The sequence below is a fragment of the Flavonifractor sp. An112 genome (assembly GCF_904377885.1).
GTDB classification, from domain to species: domain Bacteria; phylum Bacillota; class Clostridia; order Oscillospirales; family Oscillospiraceae; genus Flavonifractor; species Flavonifractor avicola.
Map to the genome: position 1 here is coordinate 1 of NZ_CAJFGT010000016.1, position 15,687 is coordinate 15,687.

The 15,687-nt window shown below is 59.9% G+C and carries 16 protein-coding genes; 8 read left to right on the top strand and 8 right to left on the bottom strand.

Annotated elements, in window-relative coordinates; translation table 11 throughout:
• The 3 genes from rplA to rplL all read left to right on the top strand — a co-directional run.
• On the top strand, positions 1–679 hold a 679-nt coding region (rplA, locus tag IHN22_RS03735; protein ID WP_191433553.1), incomplete at its 5' end, for a 50S ribosomal protein L1.
• A 296-nt stretch (positions 680–975) separates the two neighbouring features.
• The gene (gene rplJ / locus IHN22_RS03740) at positions 976–1,518 is read left to right on the top strand and encodes a 50S ribosomal protein L10 (RefSeq protein ID WP_191433554.1); all 543 of its coding nucleotides are present in this window, start codon (positions 976–978) and stop codon (positions 1,516–1,518) included.
• 51 nt (positions 1,519–1,569) lie between these two features.
• Positions 1,570–1,944, top strand: coding sequence for a 50S ribosomal protein L7/L12 (gene rplL / locus IHN22_RS03745; protein ID WP_065534595.1), 375 nt, complete (start codon positions 1,570–1,572; stop codon positions 1,942–1,944).
• 89 nt (positions 1,945–2,033) lie between these two features.
• Here the strand turns inward: rplL and IHN22_RS03750 are convergent, their stop codons facing one another.
• On the bottom strand, positions 2,034–3,293 hold the full coding sequence (locus tag IHN22_RS03750; protein ID WP_087272725.1) for a diaminopimelate decarboxylase: 1,260 nt from the start codon (positions 3,291–3,293) through the stop codon (positions 2,034–2,036).
• 316 nt (positions 3,294–3,609) lie between these two features.
• On the opposite strand from IHN22_RS03750, the gene IHN22_RS03755 reads away from it, so the two are divergent.
• The 3 genes from IHN22_RS03755 (at position 3,610) to IHN22_RS03765 (ending at position 6,344) form a co-directional block, all read left to right on the top strand.
• Positions 3,610–5,010, top strand: coding sequence for a uracil-xanthine permease family protein (locus tag IHN22_RS03755; protein ID WP_191433556.1), 1,401 nt, complete (start codon positions 3,610–3,612; stop codon positions 5,008–5,010).
• A 98-nt stretch (positions 5,011–5,108) separates the two neighbouring features.
• Positions 5,109–5,636 carry a helix-turn-helix domain-containing protein gene (locus IHN22_RS03760; protein ID WP_191433558.1) on the top strand — a complete coding sequence of 176 codons (528 nt, stop codon included), beginning with the start codon at positions 5,109–5,111 and terminating at the stop codon, positions 5,634–5,636.
• Positions 5,637–5,774: 138 nt separating this feature from the next.
• The gene (locus IHN22_RS03765) at positions 5,775–6,344 is read left to right on the top strand and encodes an ECF transporter S component (RefSeq protein ID WP_191433560.1); all 570 of its coding nucleotides are present in this window, start codon (positions 5,775–5,777) and stop codon (positions 6,342–6,344) included.
• A 52-nt stretch (positions 6,345–6,396) separates the two neighbouring features.
• On the opposite strand, the gene IHN22_RS03770 is transcribed toward IHN22_RS03765, so the two are convergent.
• From IHN22_RS03770 to glnA, 4 genes are all read right to left on the bottom strand, one after another.
• A complete protein-coding gene (locus tag IHN22_RS03770) occupies positions 6,397–7,614 on the bottom strand; it encodes an LL-diaminopimelate aminotransferase (protein ID WP_191433562.1) in 1,218 nt (405 codons plus the stop codon).
• An 18-nt stretch (positions 7,615–7,632) separates the two neighbouring features.
• Positions 7,633–8,427 carry a diaminopimelate epimerase gene (gene dapF, locus IHN22_RS03775; protein ID WP_191433563.1) on the bottom strand — a complete coding sequence of 265 codons (795 nt, stop codon included), beginning with the start codon at positions 8,425–8,427 and terminating at the stop codon, positions 7,633–7,635.
• A 92-nt stretch (positions 8,428–8,519) separates the two neighbouring features.
• Positions 8,520–9,038 carry an ANTAR domain-containing response regulator gene (locus tag IHN22_RS03780; RefSeq protein ID WP_191433565.1) on the bottom strand — a complete coding sequence of 173 codons (519 nt, stop codon included), beginning with the start codon at positions 9,036–9,038 and terminating at the stop codon, positions 8,520–8,522.
• 32 nt (positions 9,039–9,070) lie between these two features.
• Complete coding sequence (gene glnA, locus IHN22_RS03785) at positions 9,071–10,402, bottom strand: type I glutamate--ammonia ligase (protein ID WP_191433567.1); 1,332 nt, start codon at positions 10,400–10,402, stop codon at positions 9,071–9,073.
• A gap of 329 nt (positions 10,403–10,731) precedes the next feature.
• On the opposite strand from glnA, the gene fumC reads away from it, so the two are divergent.
• Together fumC and IHN22_RS03795 are read left to right on the top strand one after the other, a co-directional pair.
• A complete protein-coding gene (gene fumC / locus IHN22_RS03790) occupies positions 10,732–12,096 on the top strand; it encodes a class II fumarate hydratase (RefSeq protein WP_191433569.1) in 1,365 nt (454 codons plus the stop codon).
• A gap of 16 nt (positions 12,097–12,112) precedes the next feature.
• Positions 12,113–13,282 (top strand): NAD(P)-dependent malic enzyme, encoded by a 1,170-nt coding sequence (locus IHN22_RS03795; protein ID WP_191433571.1) that lies wholly within the window; start codon positions 12,113–12,115, stop codon positions 13,280–13,282.
• Between the two features lie 75 nt (positions 13,283–13,357).
• On the opposite strand, the gene ftsZ is transcribed toward IHN22_RS03795, so the two are convergent.
• From ftsZ to IHN22_RS03810, 3 genes are read right to left on the bottom strand one after another with little or no spacing between them, the layout of a single operon-like run.
• Positions 13,358–14,473 (bottom strand): cell division protein FtsZ, encoded by a 1,116-nt coding sequence (gene ftsZ, locus IHN22_RS03800; RefSeq protein ID WP_087272082.1) that lies wholly within the window; start codon positions 14,471–14,473, stop codon positions 13,358–13,360.
• Positions 14,474–14,533: 60 nt separating this feature from the next.
• Positions 14,534–14,923, bottom strand: coding sequence for a small basic family protein (locus tag IHN22_RS03805; RefSeq protein ID WP_087389201.1), 390 nt, complete (start codon positions 14,921–14,923; stop codon positions 14,534–14,536).
• Positions 14,924–15,676, bottom strand: a complete 753-nt coding sequence (locus IHN22_RS03810; RefSeq protein WP_087188119.1) for a DUF881 domain-containing protein — start codon at positions 15,674–15,676, stop codon at positions 14,924–14,926.
• Positions 15,677–15,687 lie beyond the last annotated feature (11 nt).

Here is a 15,687-nt window from a genome sequence, read left to right on the forward strand (position 1 = left end):
GAAATATCAGGAGAGCGCCAAGCTCATCGACAAGGGCGCTCTGTACGATACCGCTGAGGCCATGGAGCTGGTGGTCAAGACCGCTCCCGCCAAGTTCGACGAGACCGTTGAGCTGCACGTGAAGCTGGGCGTTGACTCCCGTCACGCCGACCAGCAGGTCCGCGGCGCCATCGTTCTCCCCCACGGCACCGGCAAGACCCAGCGCGTGCTGGTCTTCGCCAAGGGCGACAAGGCTGAGGCTGCTAAGGCTGCCGGCGCCGACTTCGTGGGCGAGATGGACATGGTTGAGAAGATCCAGAAGGAGAACTGGTTCGACTACGATGTGGTCGTGGCTTCTCCCGACATGATGGGTGTTGTGGGCCGTCTGGGTAAGGTCCTGGGCCCCAAGGGCCTGATGCCCTCCCCCAAGGCCGGCACCGTCACCCCCGACGTGGCCAAGGCTGTTACCGAGATCAAGGCCGGTAAGGTTGAGTACCGTCTGGACAAGACCAACATCATCCACTGCCCCATCGGCAAGGTCTCCTTCGGCGCTGAGAAGCTGACCGAGAACTTCAACGCTCTGATGGGCGCCATCATCAAGGCTAAGCCCTCCGCCGCCAAGGGTCAGTACATTCGCTCCTGCGTGTGTGCTTCCACCATGGGCCCCGGCGTGAAGATCAACGGCGCTAAGCTGATGTAATGTAAAATGGGGAGCAGGTTTTCCTGCTCCCCGTTTTTCTCACTCTTTTCCCCAGGATACTCACAAAAAAGTGATCATTTTTCAAAAAAGTGCTTGACATCCCCGGGGTTCTATTGTATACTATCAGTCGTGTTCAAAGACAGCAGGCGGCGCAAGCCGTAAGTCCTGCCGAGAATGCAGCCACAACGGAATGAACTTCTTTGTGCTGTTTTCGCTGCTTTGAATGCGAAAACAGCTTTTTTGTTGCGTGACTGCATCGGAAAAGTTGAACTCAAATTCAACGGAGGTGAATCCAAATGCCTAACGCAAAGGTTCTCAGTGAGAAGCAGGCCATCGTGGCTGAGCTGACCGAGAAGCTGCAGAACGCCGCCAGCGGCGTGCTCGTGGACTATAAGGGCATCACTGTGGCCGAGGACACCGCTCTGCGCGCCGAGTGCCGCAAGAACGAGCTGGACTACGCCGTGGTGAAGAACACCCTGGTGCGTTTCGCCATCAACAACGTGGGTCTGAACGAGATGGATGACGTGCTCAACGGCACCACTTCTCTGGCTCTGTCCCACGGCGATCCCATCGCTCCCATGCGTGTGATCAACAAGTTCGCCAAGCAGTTCAACGGTGCTAAGTTCACCATCAAGGCCGGCTTTATGGACGGCAAGGTCCTGTCCATGGACGAGATCATGGCTCTGGCTGAGCTGCCCTCCAAGGAGGTCCTGCAGGCTCAGGTCCTGGGCACCATGCTGGCTCCCATCACCAGCCTGGCCATCGTCATCAAGGCCATCTGCGAGCAGAAGGGCGGCTCTGTCGAGGCTGCCGAGCCCGCCGAAGCTGCCGCCGAGTAATTCCCCGCACCATTCTGTATCAATTATAATTTATTTAGGAGGTTACCTATCATGGCTTCTGAGAAAATCACTGCCCTCATTGAAGAGGTTAAGGGTCTGACTGTTCTGGAGCTCTCCGAGCTCGTGCACGCTCTGGAGGAGGAGTTCGGCGTTTCCGCCGCTGCTATGGCTGCTCCCGCCGCTGGCGGCGCTGCTGCTCCCGCTGCTGAGGAGAAGACCGAGTTCGACGTGGTGCTGGCTGAGGTCGGCGCTGAGAAGATCAAGGTCATCAAGGCTGTCCGTGAGATCACCGGCCTGGGCCTGGCTGAGGCCAAGGCTGCTGTCGAGGCTGCCCCCAAGGCTATCAAGGAGGGCGTCTCCAAGGACGAGGCCGAGGAGCTGAAGAAGAAGCTGGAAGAGGTCGGCGCCAAGGTGGAGCTGAAGTAATTCCGCTTTCCAATCGGATGAAAAAGACCTGCTGCATTTGCAGCAGGTCTTTTTTTACCGGGCCGGGAATTTCCCGGCCCGGTTTTGTTTTAATCAAAGATCAGAGTAGCGAAGTAGTCCTCCGGGGTCTCCGCCCGGCGGATCAGCCTGGTGGAGCCGTCCTCCTGCAGGAGCACCTCGGCAGAGCGCAGCTTGCCGTTATAGTTGTAGCCCATAGAGAAGCCGTGGGCGCCGGTGTCATGGATCACCAGCAGGTCTCCCCGCTCCACCTCCGGCAGCATCCGGTCGATGGCAAACTTGTCGTTGTTCTCGCACAGGCCGCCGGTGACATCATACTTGTGGTCGCAGGGGGCGTCCTCCTTGCCCATGACGGTGATGTGGTGATAGGCGCCGTACATGGCGGGACGCATCAGGTTGGCGGCGCAGGCGTCCACCCCCACATACTCCTTGTAGGTGTGCTTAAAGTGGAGCACCTTGGTCACCAGGCAGCCGTTGGGCCCCAGCATAAAGCGACCCAGCTCGGTGTAGATGGCCACATCCCCCATGCCCGCGGGCACCAGGATCTGCTCAAACTGCTTGCGCACCCCCTCACCAATGGCGGCAATGTCGTTGGCGGGCTGGTCGGGCTTATAGGGGATACCCACTCCGCCGGACAGGTTGATGAAGCAGATATCACAGCCCGTCTCCTGCTCCAACTCCACCGCCAGCTGGAACAGGATGCCCGCCAGGGTGGGATAGTACTCATTGGACAGGGTGTTGGAGGCCAGGAAGGCGTGGATGCCGAACCGCTTGGCTCCCATGGCCTTCAGCTTTTTAAAGCCCTCAAAGAGCTGCTCCCGGGTGAAGCCGTACTTGGAGTCGCCGGGGGTATCCATCACCTGGAAGCCCTCGGTAGATGCGCCGATGGTGAAGGTACCACCGGGGTTGAAGCGGCAGGAGATGGTCTCGGGGATATATCCGATGGTCTCCTTGAGAAAATCAATGTGAGTAAAATCGTCCAGATTGATGGTAGCGCCCAGCTGGGCGGCCATCTTGAAATCCTCCGCCGGGGTATCGTTGGAGGAAAACATAATCTCCGGCCCGGTGAGACCGCAGCGCTGGGAGAGCATCAGCTCGGTGAGGGAGGAGCAGTCGGCGCCGCAGCCCTCCTCCCGCAGGATCTTCAAAATGGCAGGATTGGGGGTAGCTTTCACGGCAAAATATTCTTTAAAGCCCGGATTCCAGGCAAAGGCAGCTTTCAACCGCCGGGCATTTTCCCGGATGCCCTTTTCGTCATACAGGTGGAAGGGTGTGGGGTACTGCTGGGTGATGGAGCGCAGCTGCTCCGCTGTCACAAAGGGTCGTTTCATGGGGTCACCTTCTTATCTTTTGCTATTTACTATAGTAAAGTTTCGGCCATCTGTCAATGTACAGATCATCCTTTGTTTCCCAATTTCACAAATCCATCTTTAGAATTATGCCCAAATGCGCAAAATATCACCGGCCCTCCTTGCATATATAACGCTGTTTTGATATAATATCATGAATTTAGAATGCGGACAGGGGGCGTTTGTTTTGAAAGGGAAGGTATTGCAGCAGACAGACGCTATGGCTAGGAGGCAATTGTTTTTTCTTTGAAAAAGCAGTTGCTTTTTTTCTGCCCACATGGAAAGAGAGGAATGTTGAATGAACGACACCCGCACCCCCGGCAGTGAGCCCATCCGGGATGCACGCACCCTTGGTCTGCCCAAGATGCTCATCCTGGGCCTGCAGCATATGTTCGCCATGTTTGGCGCCACTGTGCTGGTCCCCATCCTGGTTCAGGGCTACGGCCTGCCCCTGTCCATCCAGACCACCCTGTTCTTCGCCGGTATCGGCACCCTGTTCTTCCACATCTGCACCCGTTTGAAGGTACCTGCTTTCCTCGGTTCTTCCTTTGCCTATCTGGGCGGCTTCTCTGCCGTGGCTGCTCTGGACGCCGGTAAATACGCCGGCATGGACCCGGCCGTCAAGCTCCAATATGCCTGCGGCGGCATCGTGGTGGCCGGTCTGCTCTATGTGGTACTGGCCGCCATCATCAAGCTGGTGGGCGTGAAGAAGGTCATGCGCTTCCTGCCCCCCGTGGTCACCGGCCCCATCATCATTCTGATCGGCCTGAACCTGGCCCCCTCCGCCGTCTCCAACGCCTCCTCCTGCTGGTGGCTGGCCATCGTGGCCATGGCCATCATCATCGTGGCCAACATCTGGGGCAAGGGCATGATCAAGATCATCCCCATCCTGCTGGGTGTGGTGGGCTCCTACGTCATCGCCGTCATTGCCAACGCCATGGGCGCCACTGCTCTGGACACCGCCGGCAATGTGGTGCCTCTGATCGATTTCTCCGGCGTGGCTGCCTCCGCCCCTGTGGGCCTGCAGCCCTTCTTCACGGATTTCACCGGCTCCATTGCCAAGTTTGACCTGACCTCCATCCTAGTTATGGCTCCCATCGCCATCGCCGCCATGATGGAACACATCGGCGATATGTCCGCCATCTCCGCCACTGTGGGCGAGAACTTTCTGGAGAACCCCGGCCTCCACCGCACCCTCATCGGCGACGGCATCGCCACCTCTCTGGCCGGTCTGTTCGGCGGCCCCGCCAACACCACTTACGGCGAGAACACCGGCGTGCTGGTGCTCTCCCGTGTGTATGACCCCAAGGTGGTCCGTCTGGCCGCTATTTACGCGGTGATTCTGTCCTTCTCCCCCGCCTTTGCCGCCATCGTCAACTCCATTCCCACCGCTATTATCGGCGGCGTGTCCTTCATCCTCTACGGCATGATCTCCGCCATCGGCGTGCGCAACGTGGTGGAAAACCGGGTGGACTTTACTAACTCCCGGAACCTGATTATCGCCGCCGTCATTCTGGTGTGCGGTCTGGGCTTCTCCAACGGCATCACCTTCTCCATCGGTGAGGCCCATGTTACCCTCACCAACCTGGCCATCGCCGCCATTGCCGGTATCGCTCTCAACGCCATCCTGCCCGGCAAGGACTATGAGTTCGGCTCCGACGTCACCGAGGGCCGTTCCGGCGACTTCGGCCGGTATTAAGGCCAATGGAACCACTTGTTGCGGAAGTGACATCTTTTTGCGGTGGCTTTGCCCCGGCCTTCTGGTAAGATGAGACCAGAAAGTCAGGAGGTGTTTCCATGAAACTGCCAGAGAAACTTGTAACGCTGCGCAAGCAGCGGGGCCTATCCCAGGAGGCTATGGCGGAGCAGCTTGGGGTGTCCCGTCAGGCCATCTCCCGCTGGGAACAGGGCTCTGCACAGCCCGATGCTGGCAACCTGTTTCAACTCAGCCGCCTGTTCCAGGTCTCCGCCGACTATCTTCTGGATGATACCATGGACCACCCCGTTCAACCTGCCCCATCCACCTCAGCCGATCCTCTGAAAAAGCGCCGGCTGGCCGGACTGCTGCTGGCCGCCGTCGGACTGCTGGGAAATCTGGTGATCTATATCCTCTCCCGGATCATAGCGGTCACGGTCACCACCACCTATCACATCGATCAAATTCAGCAGTCCTATCAAAGCAATGAAACCATCCACAGCTGGAAGTATTTCATCCAGGTCTATGATCTGGAGGTACTTACCGCTCTGCTCTGTTTTCTGCTGGTGGGAGGGGTGGCCCTTGTTCTGGTCTCCTGGCCCCCGGTCCGCTCCAAGCTGTTTGACTGACAGAAAAATGCCGCGGCAAATGCCGCGGTATTTTTTAGCCCATCTGACCTTATTATATTTTCTATATCTGGCGTTTGAATAAAGGTCAGTCCAGCGCTATAATCAAGGCAAAGAGAAAGAACAAAGGAAGTGTTCTCCATGCGATCCCGTTCCAATTCTACGCTGAAAATCGCCGTTTTGGCCATGATGGCCGCTCTGGTGTTTGCCAGCAACTACCTTCGCATCACCATGCCCATCGCCATCGGAGGCAATACCTCCTTTACCCTGGCCAACATCATGTGCTGTCTGTCCGGCCTGCTGCTGGGCCCCATCGGCGGTCTGGCCTCCGGCCTGGGTTCCGCTCTGTATGACCTGACCAATCCTCTGTTTGTCTCCGAGTGCTGGCTCACCTTCCTGACCAAGGGTGCCATGGGCCTGGGTGCCGGTCTGGTCATGTGGAAGGTCTCCCACCGGGAGGAACCTACCTATCCCCGCTGTCTGTCCGGCGCGGCTCTGGGCTGCGTGATCTACTACATCCTCTATTTTGCCAAGAGCTACTTCTACAACGGCCTGCTGGTGGACGGTCTGACCCCCACTGTGGCGCTGGCCACCTTGCCGCTGAAGGTACCCGCCTCCATCTTCAATGCGGTACTGGCCCTGGTGGCCGCTCCCCTGCTGTGCGTACTCATCCGTACCGCCCTTAAGCGTTCCCACCTGAAGCTTGCCTGATTCCTGCATAAAAAATGCCCGCTGCTTTTTGCAGCGGGCATTTTTGTATTCCTTACAGCACAGCCTTAATGCGCTCCACGGCCTGACGGGTGGCCTCAGCCTCGCCAAAGGCGGTGAGACGAATGTAGCCCTCGCCGCTGGGACCGAAGCCAGCGCCGGGGGTAGTGACCACGTTGGCCTCCCGCAGCAGCTTGTCGAAGAAGTCCCAAGAGCCCATGCCGTCGGGGGTGCGGGCCCAGATATAGGGGGAATTCTCTCCGCCGGACACAGTAAGACCGGCAGCAGCCAGGCCCTCCCGGATCACCTTGGCGTTGTTCAGGTAGTAGTCGATGGTCTCCTTCACCTGCGCACGGCCCTCGGGGCTGTACACGGCCTCAGCGCCCCGCTGGACCACATAGGGCACCCCGTTGAACTTGGTGCACTGACGGCGGTTCCACAGGCCGTTGAGGGCGGTGCCGTTGCGCTCCAGGTCCTTGGGGATCACGGTATAGGCGCAGCGGGTGCCGGTGAAGCCGGCGGTCTTGGAGAAGGAGCGGAACTCAATGGCGCAGGTACGGGCCCCCTCGATCTCAAAGATGGAGTGGGGAATGGCGGGATCGGTGATGAAGGCCTCGTAGGCGCTGTCAAAGAGGATGACGGCACCGGTGGCGTTGGCGTGGTCCACCCAGGCTTTCAGCTGCTCCCGGGTGGCCACAGCACCGGTGGGATTGTTGGGGAAGCACAGGTAGATCAGATCCACCTTTCCCTCCGGAATGGCGGGAGAGAAGCCGTTCTCCGCCACGCAGGGCATATAGACCAGGTTGCTCCACCGGCCGGTAGCGGCGTCGTAGTCCCCGGCCCGGCCAGCCATGGCATTGGTGTCCACATACACGGGGTACACCGGGTCGCACACCGCCACCACGTTGTCAATGCCAAAGATATCGCCGATGTTGCCGCAGTCGCTCTTGGCGCCGTCGGACACAAAGATCTCATCGGGCTGGATATCCACCCCCCGAGCTTTGTAGTCGTGCTCCGCAATGGCCTGCCGCAGGAAGTCGTAGCCCTGCTCCGGGCCGTAGCCGTGGAAGCCCTGGGCGGTGGCCATCTCGTCCACCGACTTGTGCATGGCGGCGGTAACGGCGGCAGGCAGAGGCCGGGTCACGTCGCCGATGCCCAGCCGGATCAGGGTCCGGTCCGGATTGGCCTCACTGTAGGCCGCCACCCGGCGGGCAATTTCAGAAAACAGATAGCTGCCGGGCAGCTTGTTGAAATTTGCATTGATGGTTGCCATTTTACTCTCTCCTTTGCATTAAACAGGGTATTCTCCTTCAAAGACCGTATTGGCCGGTCCTGTCATAATCATTTCCATCTCATTGTCCGGCCACTCCAGTTCCAGCACGCCGCCGGGCAATTCCACAGCGGCTCGTCTGCCGCACTTGCCCTGGACCACCGCTGCCGCCAGAGCGGCACAGGCCCCGGTGCCGCAGGCCAGCGTTTCACCGCTGCCCCGCTCCCACACCCGCATGACCAGCCGGTCCGGGGCAGCACAGCGGACAAACTCCGTGTTGACGCTCTGAGGAAAGGCAGCATGGTGCTCAAAACAGGGACCCAACTGTTCCAGATCCAGCTCCTCCGGGCGGTCCACAAAGAGGACGGCGTGTGGGTTGCCCATGGACACCGGGGTAATCTGCCACATACGCCCCCCCGCTGTCAGCTCCATGGCTGTCCTTACCTGTGGGCGGCCCATATTCACCCGGACCGCCTTCACCAGGCCGTCCTCGGTCAGCAGCTCCAAAGTACGCAGGCCGCCGCCGGTCTCGATGGTCAGTTTCCTTTTGTGGGTCAGCCCCTTGTCATAGACATATTTGCCCAGGCAGCGGATGCCGTTGCCGCACATCTCCCCCTCCGAGCCGTCGGCGTTGAACATCCGCATTCGGAAGTCCGCCTGGTCCGAGGGACAGATACAGATGATGCCGTCGCCGCCCACACCAAAGTGGCGGTTGCTCATCCGCCGGGCCAGAGCGGGCAGATCCTCCGGCAGGCCCTCCAGGCCATTGAGGTAGATATAGTCGTTACCCAGACCCTCCATTTTGGTAAAGCGCATATGGCTCCTCCTGTCTGCAAATATGCAGCAGCGGCGGTCCTGTCCCGGACCGCCGCCGCGAGACTGCTTCGTCTCCTACTATTTTATGCTCCTTACCAACGGTCCAGAATCATCCGGGCCGCCTGAGCCAGCTTGACACCGGCTGCCATGCTCTTCTTCTGGAGCGTGCGGTGGGCCTCCTCCTCGCTGAGGCCCTCGGTCATCAGCTTGGCCTTGGCCTGGACAATGCAGTCCCGTTCTTCCTGACTGCGTCCAAGGGGCTGGGCATGGACCTGTGCCAGCAGCTCCTCCACCGCACCCAGCAGCTCACTGCGGGACGCCGGAGCACTCAGCCGCAGTATGTCCGGATGCTGCACGAGATCCAGCTGACTCTGGGATGCCACCATCAACATATGGCAGAAGGAGGGCAGATCCTCATACAGAAGCTCCGCGGGGCCATCGGCAAATTTGTAGCCGCATACCACGGCGGGCACCTGCTGCTCGTGGACAGTACGGCGCACCTGGTCGGCGGAGGTACACAGCAGACAGGCTGCGGTACCCGACCGCTCCAGGATCTCCCGGATGCGCTTGCCGTTTTGCAGGCCGGCAAAAGCTACGATCACCTTTTCCATATCCGGTCAATTCCGCTGGGGTGGACAGGCGATCAATAGTTGATGATGTATCTTTCCCGCTCCCAGGAGGACACGCGGGTGCGGTACTCCTCCCACTCCTTCTTTTTGCCCTCCAGGTAGTTCTGGGCCACGTGGTCGCCCAGGGTATCCAGGATGAGCTGATCGGCCTCCAGAGCTTTGATGGCCTCCTCCAGAGAGCCGGGCAGGGAATCGATGCCGTGAGCCTTCCGGGTGGCTTCGTCCATGGCATAGATGTTCTCGGTAATCTCAGCGGGAGGGGTAAGGCCCTTCTCGATGCCGTCCAGGCCGGCGGCCAGGCACACAGCAAAGGCCAGATAGGGGTTGCAGGCCGGATCGGGGGAGCGCAGCTCCACACGGGTGGACTGACCCCGGGAGGCGGGGATGCGGATGAGGGCGGAGCGGTTGGAGGCGGACCAAGCCAGGTAGCAGGGGGCCTCGTAGCCGGGCACCAGACGCTTGTAGGAGTTGACCAGGGGATTGGTGATGGCGGCCATACCCTTCACATGGGCCAGCAGGCCGGCGATGAAGGAGTAGGCCTCCTTGGACAGACCCCGCTCGCCGTTGGGATCATAGAATACATTCTTGCCGTTGCGGAAGAGGGACATATTGGTGTGCATACCGGAGCCGGCCACGCCGTAGATGGGCTTGGGCATAAAGGTGGCGTGGAGACCGTTCTTCTGGGCCAGGGTCTTGACCGCCAGCTTGAAGGTCATGATATTGTCGGCGGCGTGGAGGGCCTCTTCATACTTGAAGTCGATCTCATGCTGGCCCTGGGCACACTCGTGGTGAGAGGCCTCAATCTCAAACTTCATGGCCTCCAGAGCCATGCAGATCTCCCGGCGGGTGGACTCGCCGTGGTCCAGGGGACCCAGATCAAAGTAACCGGCCTCGTCGTTGGTCTTGGTGGTGGGCTTACCCTCGTCATCGGTCTGGAACAGGAAGAACTCGGCCTCGGGACCCACATTGAAGGCATCAAAGCCCATATCCTTGGCTTTCTGCAGGGCCCGCTTCAGTACATAGCGGGGATCACCGGCGAAGGGGCTGCCGTCGGTATTATGCACGTCGCAGATCAGCCGGGCCACCTTGCCGTGGTGGGGCTGCCAGGGGAATACCCGGTAGGATTTCAGATCCGGATAGAGGTACTGGTCGGACTCATCGATGCGGACAAAGCCCTCAATAGAGGAGCCGTCAAACATACACTGATTGTTCACAGCCTTCTCGATCTGGGAGGCGGTAATAGCCACGTTCTTCAGCTGGCCGAAAATGTCGGTGAATTGCAGACGGATGAATTTCACGTCCTCTTCCCGTACCATGCGGATGATATCTTCTTTGGAGTGCGGCATGACAGGGGCCCCTTTCTCTCATCAAAATCATAGATTCAGATAGCAAAGAAGGCGCTCCGCCCCCCGGGCCGGAACGCCTTTGTTCACAACTGAAATTAGTATAAGTGCTTGCTCCGCTCCTGTCAAGGGAGTAGCCTACCAGAAAAAGATTTTTGTGGCAACAAGCAGGGGGGCCTGCTTTCGCCCCCCTCTTCCTTGTGCGGACAGCACAAATCCGACACAAAAGGGCGCTCTTTCCAGGTGTCAGACTTTTATCCCGACAGAAACTGTGCTAAAATGCAGACATTAGAATGGCGCCGTCCGCAGACGGAGAAAGGGATGGTCAACACATGGAATATCGGATCGAACGGGACAGCATGGGCGAGATGCAGGTGCCCGCCGACCGCTACTGGGGCGCTCAGACCCAGCGCAGCTACCAGAACTTCAAGATCGGCACGGAGCGGATGCCCCAGGAGATTATCCGTGCCTTTGGTATCCTGAAAAAGGCCGCCGCCATGGCCAACCACAGCCTGGGCAAGCTGGACGAGGAGAAGCTGAATGTGATCTCCCAGGCCTGTGACGAGGTGATTGCCGGCCAGCTGGACGGCCACTTCCCCCTGGTGGTATGGCAGACCGGCAGCGGCACCCAATCCAACATGAACGTCAACGAGGTGGTGGCCAACCGGGGCAATGAGCTGGCGGGCAAAAAGCTGCTCCACCCCAACGACCACGTCAATATGTCCCAGTCCTCCAACGATACTTTCCCCACCGCCATGCACATTGCCGCTGCGGTGGAACTGGAGGACAAGCTCTTCCCCGCTCTGGACGCTCTTATCTCCACCTTTAAACGCTTGGAGGAGGAAAATCAGGACGTGGTGAAGAGCGGCCGCACCCATCTCCAGGACGCGGTGCCCATCACCGTGGCCCAGGAGATCAGCGGCTGGCGCTCCAGCCTGGAGAAGGACAAGGCCCTGCTGGAGCTGGCCCTTCCCGCACTCCACCAGCTGGCCCTGGGCGGCACCGCTGTAGGAACTGGCCTCAACGCCCCCAAGGGTTTCGACACCGCCGTGGCTCAGGCGGTGAGTCAGCTCACCGGCAAGCCCTTTGTCACCGCTCCTAACAAGTTCCACGCCCTCACCAGCAAGGACGAGCTGGTCTTTGCCCATGGCGGCCTGAAGGCCCTGGCCGCCGACCTGATGAAGATCGCCAACGACGTGCGCTGGCTGTCCTCCGGCCCCCGGTGCGGCCTGGGCGAGCTCCATATTCCCGAGAATGAGCCCGGCTCCTCCATCATGCCCGGCAAGGTCAACCCCACCCAGTGCGAGGCGGTGACCATGGTGGCCGTTCAGGTCATGGCCAACGATGTGGCGGTGGGTATGGCCGCCTCCCAGGGCAACTTTGAGCTCAACGTATTTATGCCGGTGTGCATCTACAACTTCCTCCAGTCGGTGCGGCTGCTGGCTGACGCCATGGACTCCTTCAACCGCAACTGCGCCGTGGGCATCACCGCCAACCGGGACAAGTGCCGCCACAACCTGCACAACTCCCTGATGCTGGTCACCGCCCTCAATCCCTACATCGGCTATGACAACGCCGCCAAGACCGCCAAGAAGGCCCACGCCGAGGGGATCTCCCTGAAGGAGGCCTGCGTCAGCCTGGGCTTCCTGACGGCGGAGCGGTTTGACGAAGTATTCCATCCGGAAGAAATGGTTTAAGAAAGAAGGCTTTTTCATGGATATCAATCAGCAGGCTCTGGACCTCCACTATGAGCTCCAGGGCAAGATCGAAGTGATCTCCCGCAAACCCATCCAGACCCGGGAGGACCTGTCCCTGATGTACACCCCCGGCGTGGCCGAGCCCTGCCGGGTCATCGCCAAGGACTACGAGCAGTCCTTCCGCCTCACCCGCCGGAGCAATCTGGTGGCCGTCATCACCGATGGCTCGGCTGTGCTGGGTCTGGGGGACATCGGCCCCGCTGCCGGTATGCCGGTGATGGAGGGCAAGTGCGCCCTGTTCAAGGAGTTCGGCGGGGTGGATGCCTTCCCCATCTGTGTGGACACCAAAGATGTGGATAAGCTGGTGGAGACCATCGCCCTCATTTCCAAGAGCTTCGGCGGCATCAATCTGGAGGACATCGCCGCTCCCCGCTGCTTTGAGGTGGAACGCCGCCTGAAAGAGGTATGCGACATCCCCGTATTCCACGACGACCAGCACGGCACCGCTATCGTGGTGGCCGCCGCCATGCTCAACGCCGCCAAAGTCACCCGCAAAACTCTGGGACAGATGAAGATCGTCATCAACGGCGCCGGAGCCGCCGGCATCGCCATCGGCAAGCTGCTCATCTCCATGGGCTTCGGCAACATCGTCATGTGCGACATTAACGGCATCATCTGCGAGGGAGACGAAGGCCTCAACGCGGGCCAGGAGGCGATCTCCCACATCTCCAATCTGAACCGTGAGCACGGCACCCTGGCCGACGCCCTGAAGGGAGCCGACGCTTTTGTAGGCGTGTCCCGGCCCAATCTGGTCACCGCCGAGATGGTGTCCACCATGCATCAGGGTATCGTCTTTGCCATGGCCAACCCCACCCCCGAGATCATGCCCGATGAGGCCAAGAAGGGCGGCGCCGTCGTCATCGGCACCGGCCGCTCCGACTTTCCCAACCAGATCAACAACGTGCTGGTGTTCCCCGGCATCTTCAAGGGCGCCCTGGCCGTCCGGGCCAAGGAAATCACTGAGGGCATGAAGATCCGGGCCGCCAAGGCCCTGGCCGCCCTGGTGAAAGACGACCAGCTCAGCGCCGAGTACATCCTGCCCTCCGCCCTGGACAAGACCGTGGCCGACGCTGTGGCCGACGCCGTGGCTCAAGAGGCCAGAGAGCAGGGCATCGCCCGCATCTGAGCACTTTCCAAACAGAAAACCCCCGTTCCGCCAAAGCGGAACGGGGGTTGTTTTTTCTGTTCGTCAGCCGCTCTCTCAGCGGTTGCGGTTGAAGATCTTGAAGATATCGTCGAAGGGATCGTCTTCCGCGGGAGCGGCAGGGGCTTCCTGACCGCCAGCGGGCTGCTGAGCAGGCTGGGCCCCAGTCTTCTTCTCCGCAGCGGCGGTGAAGGGCTTGTTGGGCATGGCGCCCTCCAGTTCCTCAAAGCCGGTAGCAATGACGGTAACCCGGATCTCATCCTCCAGGGTGTCGTCGAAAGCGGCACCGAAGATGATGAGGGCGTCGGGATGGGCGGCCTGCTGCACCAGGTTGGCAGCGGTCTCCACTTCCTCCAGGCCGATGTCCACGGAGCCGGTAACATTGACCAGCACGCCCTTGGCGCCGTTGATGGAAGTCTCCAGCAGAGGGCTGGAAATGGCCATCTTGGCGGCCTCCTCGGCCTTGTTCTTGCCAGCGGCCCGGCCAACGCCCATGTGAGCCATACCGGCATTCTGCATGACGGCGGTCACGTCGGCGAAGTCCAGGTTGATGAAGCCGGTATTCTTGATCAGGTCGGAGATGGACTGCACCGCCTGACGCAGCACATCGTCGGCAATCTCGAAGGCATTCTGGAAGGTAATCTTTTGATCAGTGGCAAACTTCAGCCGCTCGTTGGGGATAATCACCAGGCTGTCCACCCGGGTGCGCAGCTCCTCAATGCCCTTTTCCGCCTGCATCATACGACGGCGGCCCTCAAAGTTGAAGGGCTTGGTGACCACACCCACGGTGAGGATACCCATCTCCTTGGCAATGTCGGCTACGATGGGAGCCGCACCGGTACCGGTGCCGCCGCCCATACCAGCGGTGATGAACACCATGTCGGCGTCCTCCAGTGCCTTGGAAACCGCATTGCGACTCTCCTCGGCGGACTTACGGCCCACCTCGGGGTCGCTGCCCGCGCCCTGACCGCCGGTGAGCTTTTCACCAATCTGGATTTTAAAGGTAGCGCTGGAAACGGCAAGCGCCTGCTTGTCCGTATTCACAGCGATAAAATCAACACCCTTGGTGCCGGATTTCACCATCCGGTTCACCACATTGTTTCCGCCGCCGCCGACACCGATCACCTTGATCGTGACCACATTGTCCGGCCCGGTGTCCAGTCCAAACGCCATAACTGCTCCTCCTATGTAGAACGTATTCGTGAAAAACACACGTAGAAGAGGCAGGACCTGTTATCTTTGGTCCTCCTCCTGGGAAGATACTATATCTAGTTGATTTATTGTATCTCTCTTTTGCTTCGAGGTCAATAGTTCCCGCCGGATTTTAGCAAAGTTTTGGAACATACGGGTGCCAAAGACCACCACTGCCGCCAGGTACAGAGGGATGCCCAATTTCTGCCCCAGCCAGGTAAGAAAAGCGGCGATGGCGGCGTTTCCGATGGTGCCCGACAGGAACACCGACAGCCGGAACTGTTTTTCCAGCCGGGCGCAGTAGCCGCCCAGGGCGGAGTCCAGCGCCGCCAGCAGTCCGGCGGCCACATAGAGGGAATATTGACTGGGAATGGTCCAGGGCACCAGAATGCCCACCAGCACACCCACCAGCAAACCGATCAATTCCAGCATTTACTCGCCCCCCTCTTCGCTCTCCGGCACCACAGTGTGGGCATATTGATACTCCACCGTGCCGTTGTACTTGGGGATGAGCAGCAAGTCGCTGGCTGTCACCTTCACCGAAATTCCCCACTGGCTCAGCACATCCACCACGCCGTTGCGCATGGTAAGCGCGCTGTACAGGGTATCCGGGTCGCCGATGGCGAAGATCACATAGGGCGCGGCGTACCGCCGGCCATTTACAGTCACCACCGCGCCGGTACACCGGATCTCGCTGTTGGCCAGCAGACGTTCTCCGTTAAGGGAGATGGCCTCAGCTCCCGCGGAGCGCAGCTCGTTGACCACCGACAGCAGATCGTTGTCGTGAATGAGATAGTCCGCCTCTTCACCGGTCACATTGCTCTGGGTGGAGTCCTCCAGGATTACAGTGACTCCCGGCCCCTCCACATCGGTGCGGCCGGCGGTGATCTCCAGCTGCTCCACTTCCTTCCGCAGGGCCTCGCTGCCCTCGTCGCCAGAGGCCGCCTGATCCCGATAAATCGCCAGTTCGCCTTGCAGCTGGGCCACCTGATCCTCCAGGGCGTCGTTCTGCTTGCTCTGCTCGTTATACAGCTCCTGCAGGGTCTCCAGGCGGCTGGCATTGGTGGCGTCCGCCGCACCGGTGAGCTGGACCGTCCGCAGCTGTGCTGCCAACAGATAGCCCACGATGATGCACACCACCACCACAGCAAACTCGCCTTTGTTGCGTCGTTTCTTTTCTGCCATGAAATACTCCT

Coding starts and splice junctions, on each gene's coding strand:
- rplJ (WP_191433554.1), top strand. CDS start 976: ATGCCTAACGCAAAGGTTCTCAGTGAGAAGCAGGCCATCGTGGCTGAG.
- rplL (WP_065534595.1), top strand. CDS start 1,570: ATGGCTTCTGAGAAAATCACTGCCCTCATTGAAGAGGTTAAGGGTCTG.
- IHN22_RS03750 (WP_087272725.1), bottom strand. CDS start 3,293: ATGAAACGACCCTTTGTGACAGCGGAGCAGCTGCGCTCCATCACCCAG.
- IHN22_RS03755 (WP_191433556.1), top strand. CDS start 3,610: ATGAACGACACCCGCACCCCCGGCAGTGAGCCCATCCGGGATGCACGC.
- IHN22_RS03760 (WP_191433558.1), top strand. CDS start 5,109: ATGAAACTGCCAGAGAAACTTGTAACGCTGCGCAAGCAGCGGGGCCTA.
- IHN22_RS03765 (WP_191433560.1), top strand. CDS start 5,775: ATGCGATCCCGTTCCAATTCTACGCTGAAAATCGCCGTTTTGGCCATG.
- IHN22_RS03770 (WP_191433562.1), bottom strand. CDS start 7,614: ATGGCAACCATCAATGCAAATTTCAACAAGCTGCCCGGCAGCTATCTG.
- dapF (WP_191433563.1), bottom strand. CDS start 8,427: ATGCGCTTTACCAAAATGGAGGGTCTGGGTAACGACTATATCTACCTC.
- IHN22_RS03780 (WP_191433565.1), bottom strand. CDS start 9,038: ATGGAAAAGGTGATCGTAGCTTTTGCCGGCCTGCAAAACGGCAAGCGC.
- glnA (WP_191433567.1), bottom strand. CDS start 10,402: ATGCCGCACTCCAAAGAAGATATCATCCGCATGGTACGGGAAGAGGAC.
- fumC (WP_191433569.1), top strand. CDS start 10,732: ATGGAATATCGGATCGAACGGGACAGCATGGGCGAGATGCAGGTGCCC.
- IHN22_RS03795 (WP_191433571.1), top strand. CDS start 12,113: ATGGATATCAATCAGCAGGCTCTGGACCTCCACTATGAGCTCCAGGGC.
- ftsZ (WP_087272082.1), bottom strand. CDS start 14,473: ATGGCGTTTGGACTGGACACCGGGCCGGACAATGTGGTCACGATCAAG.
- IHN22_RS03805 (WP_087389201.1), bottom strand. CDS start 14,923: ATGCTGGAATTGATCGGTTTGCTGGTGGGTGTGCTGGTGGGCATTCTG.
- IHN22_RS03810 (WP_087188119.1), bottom strand. CDS start 15,676: ATGGCAGAAAAGAAACGACGCAACAAAGGCGAGTTTGCTGTGGTGGTG.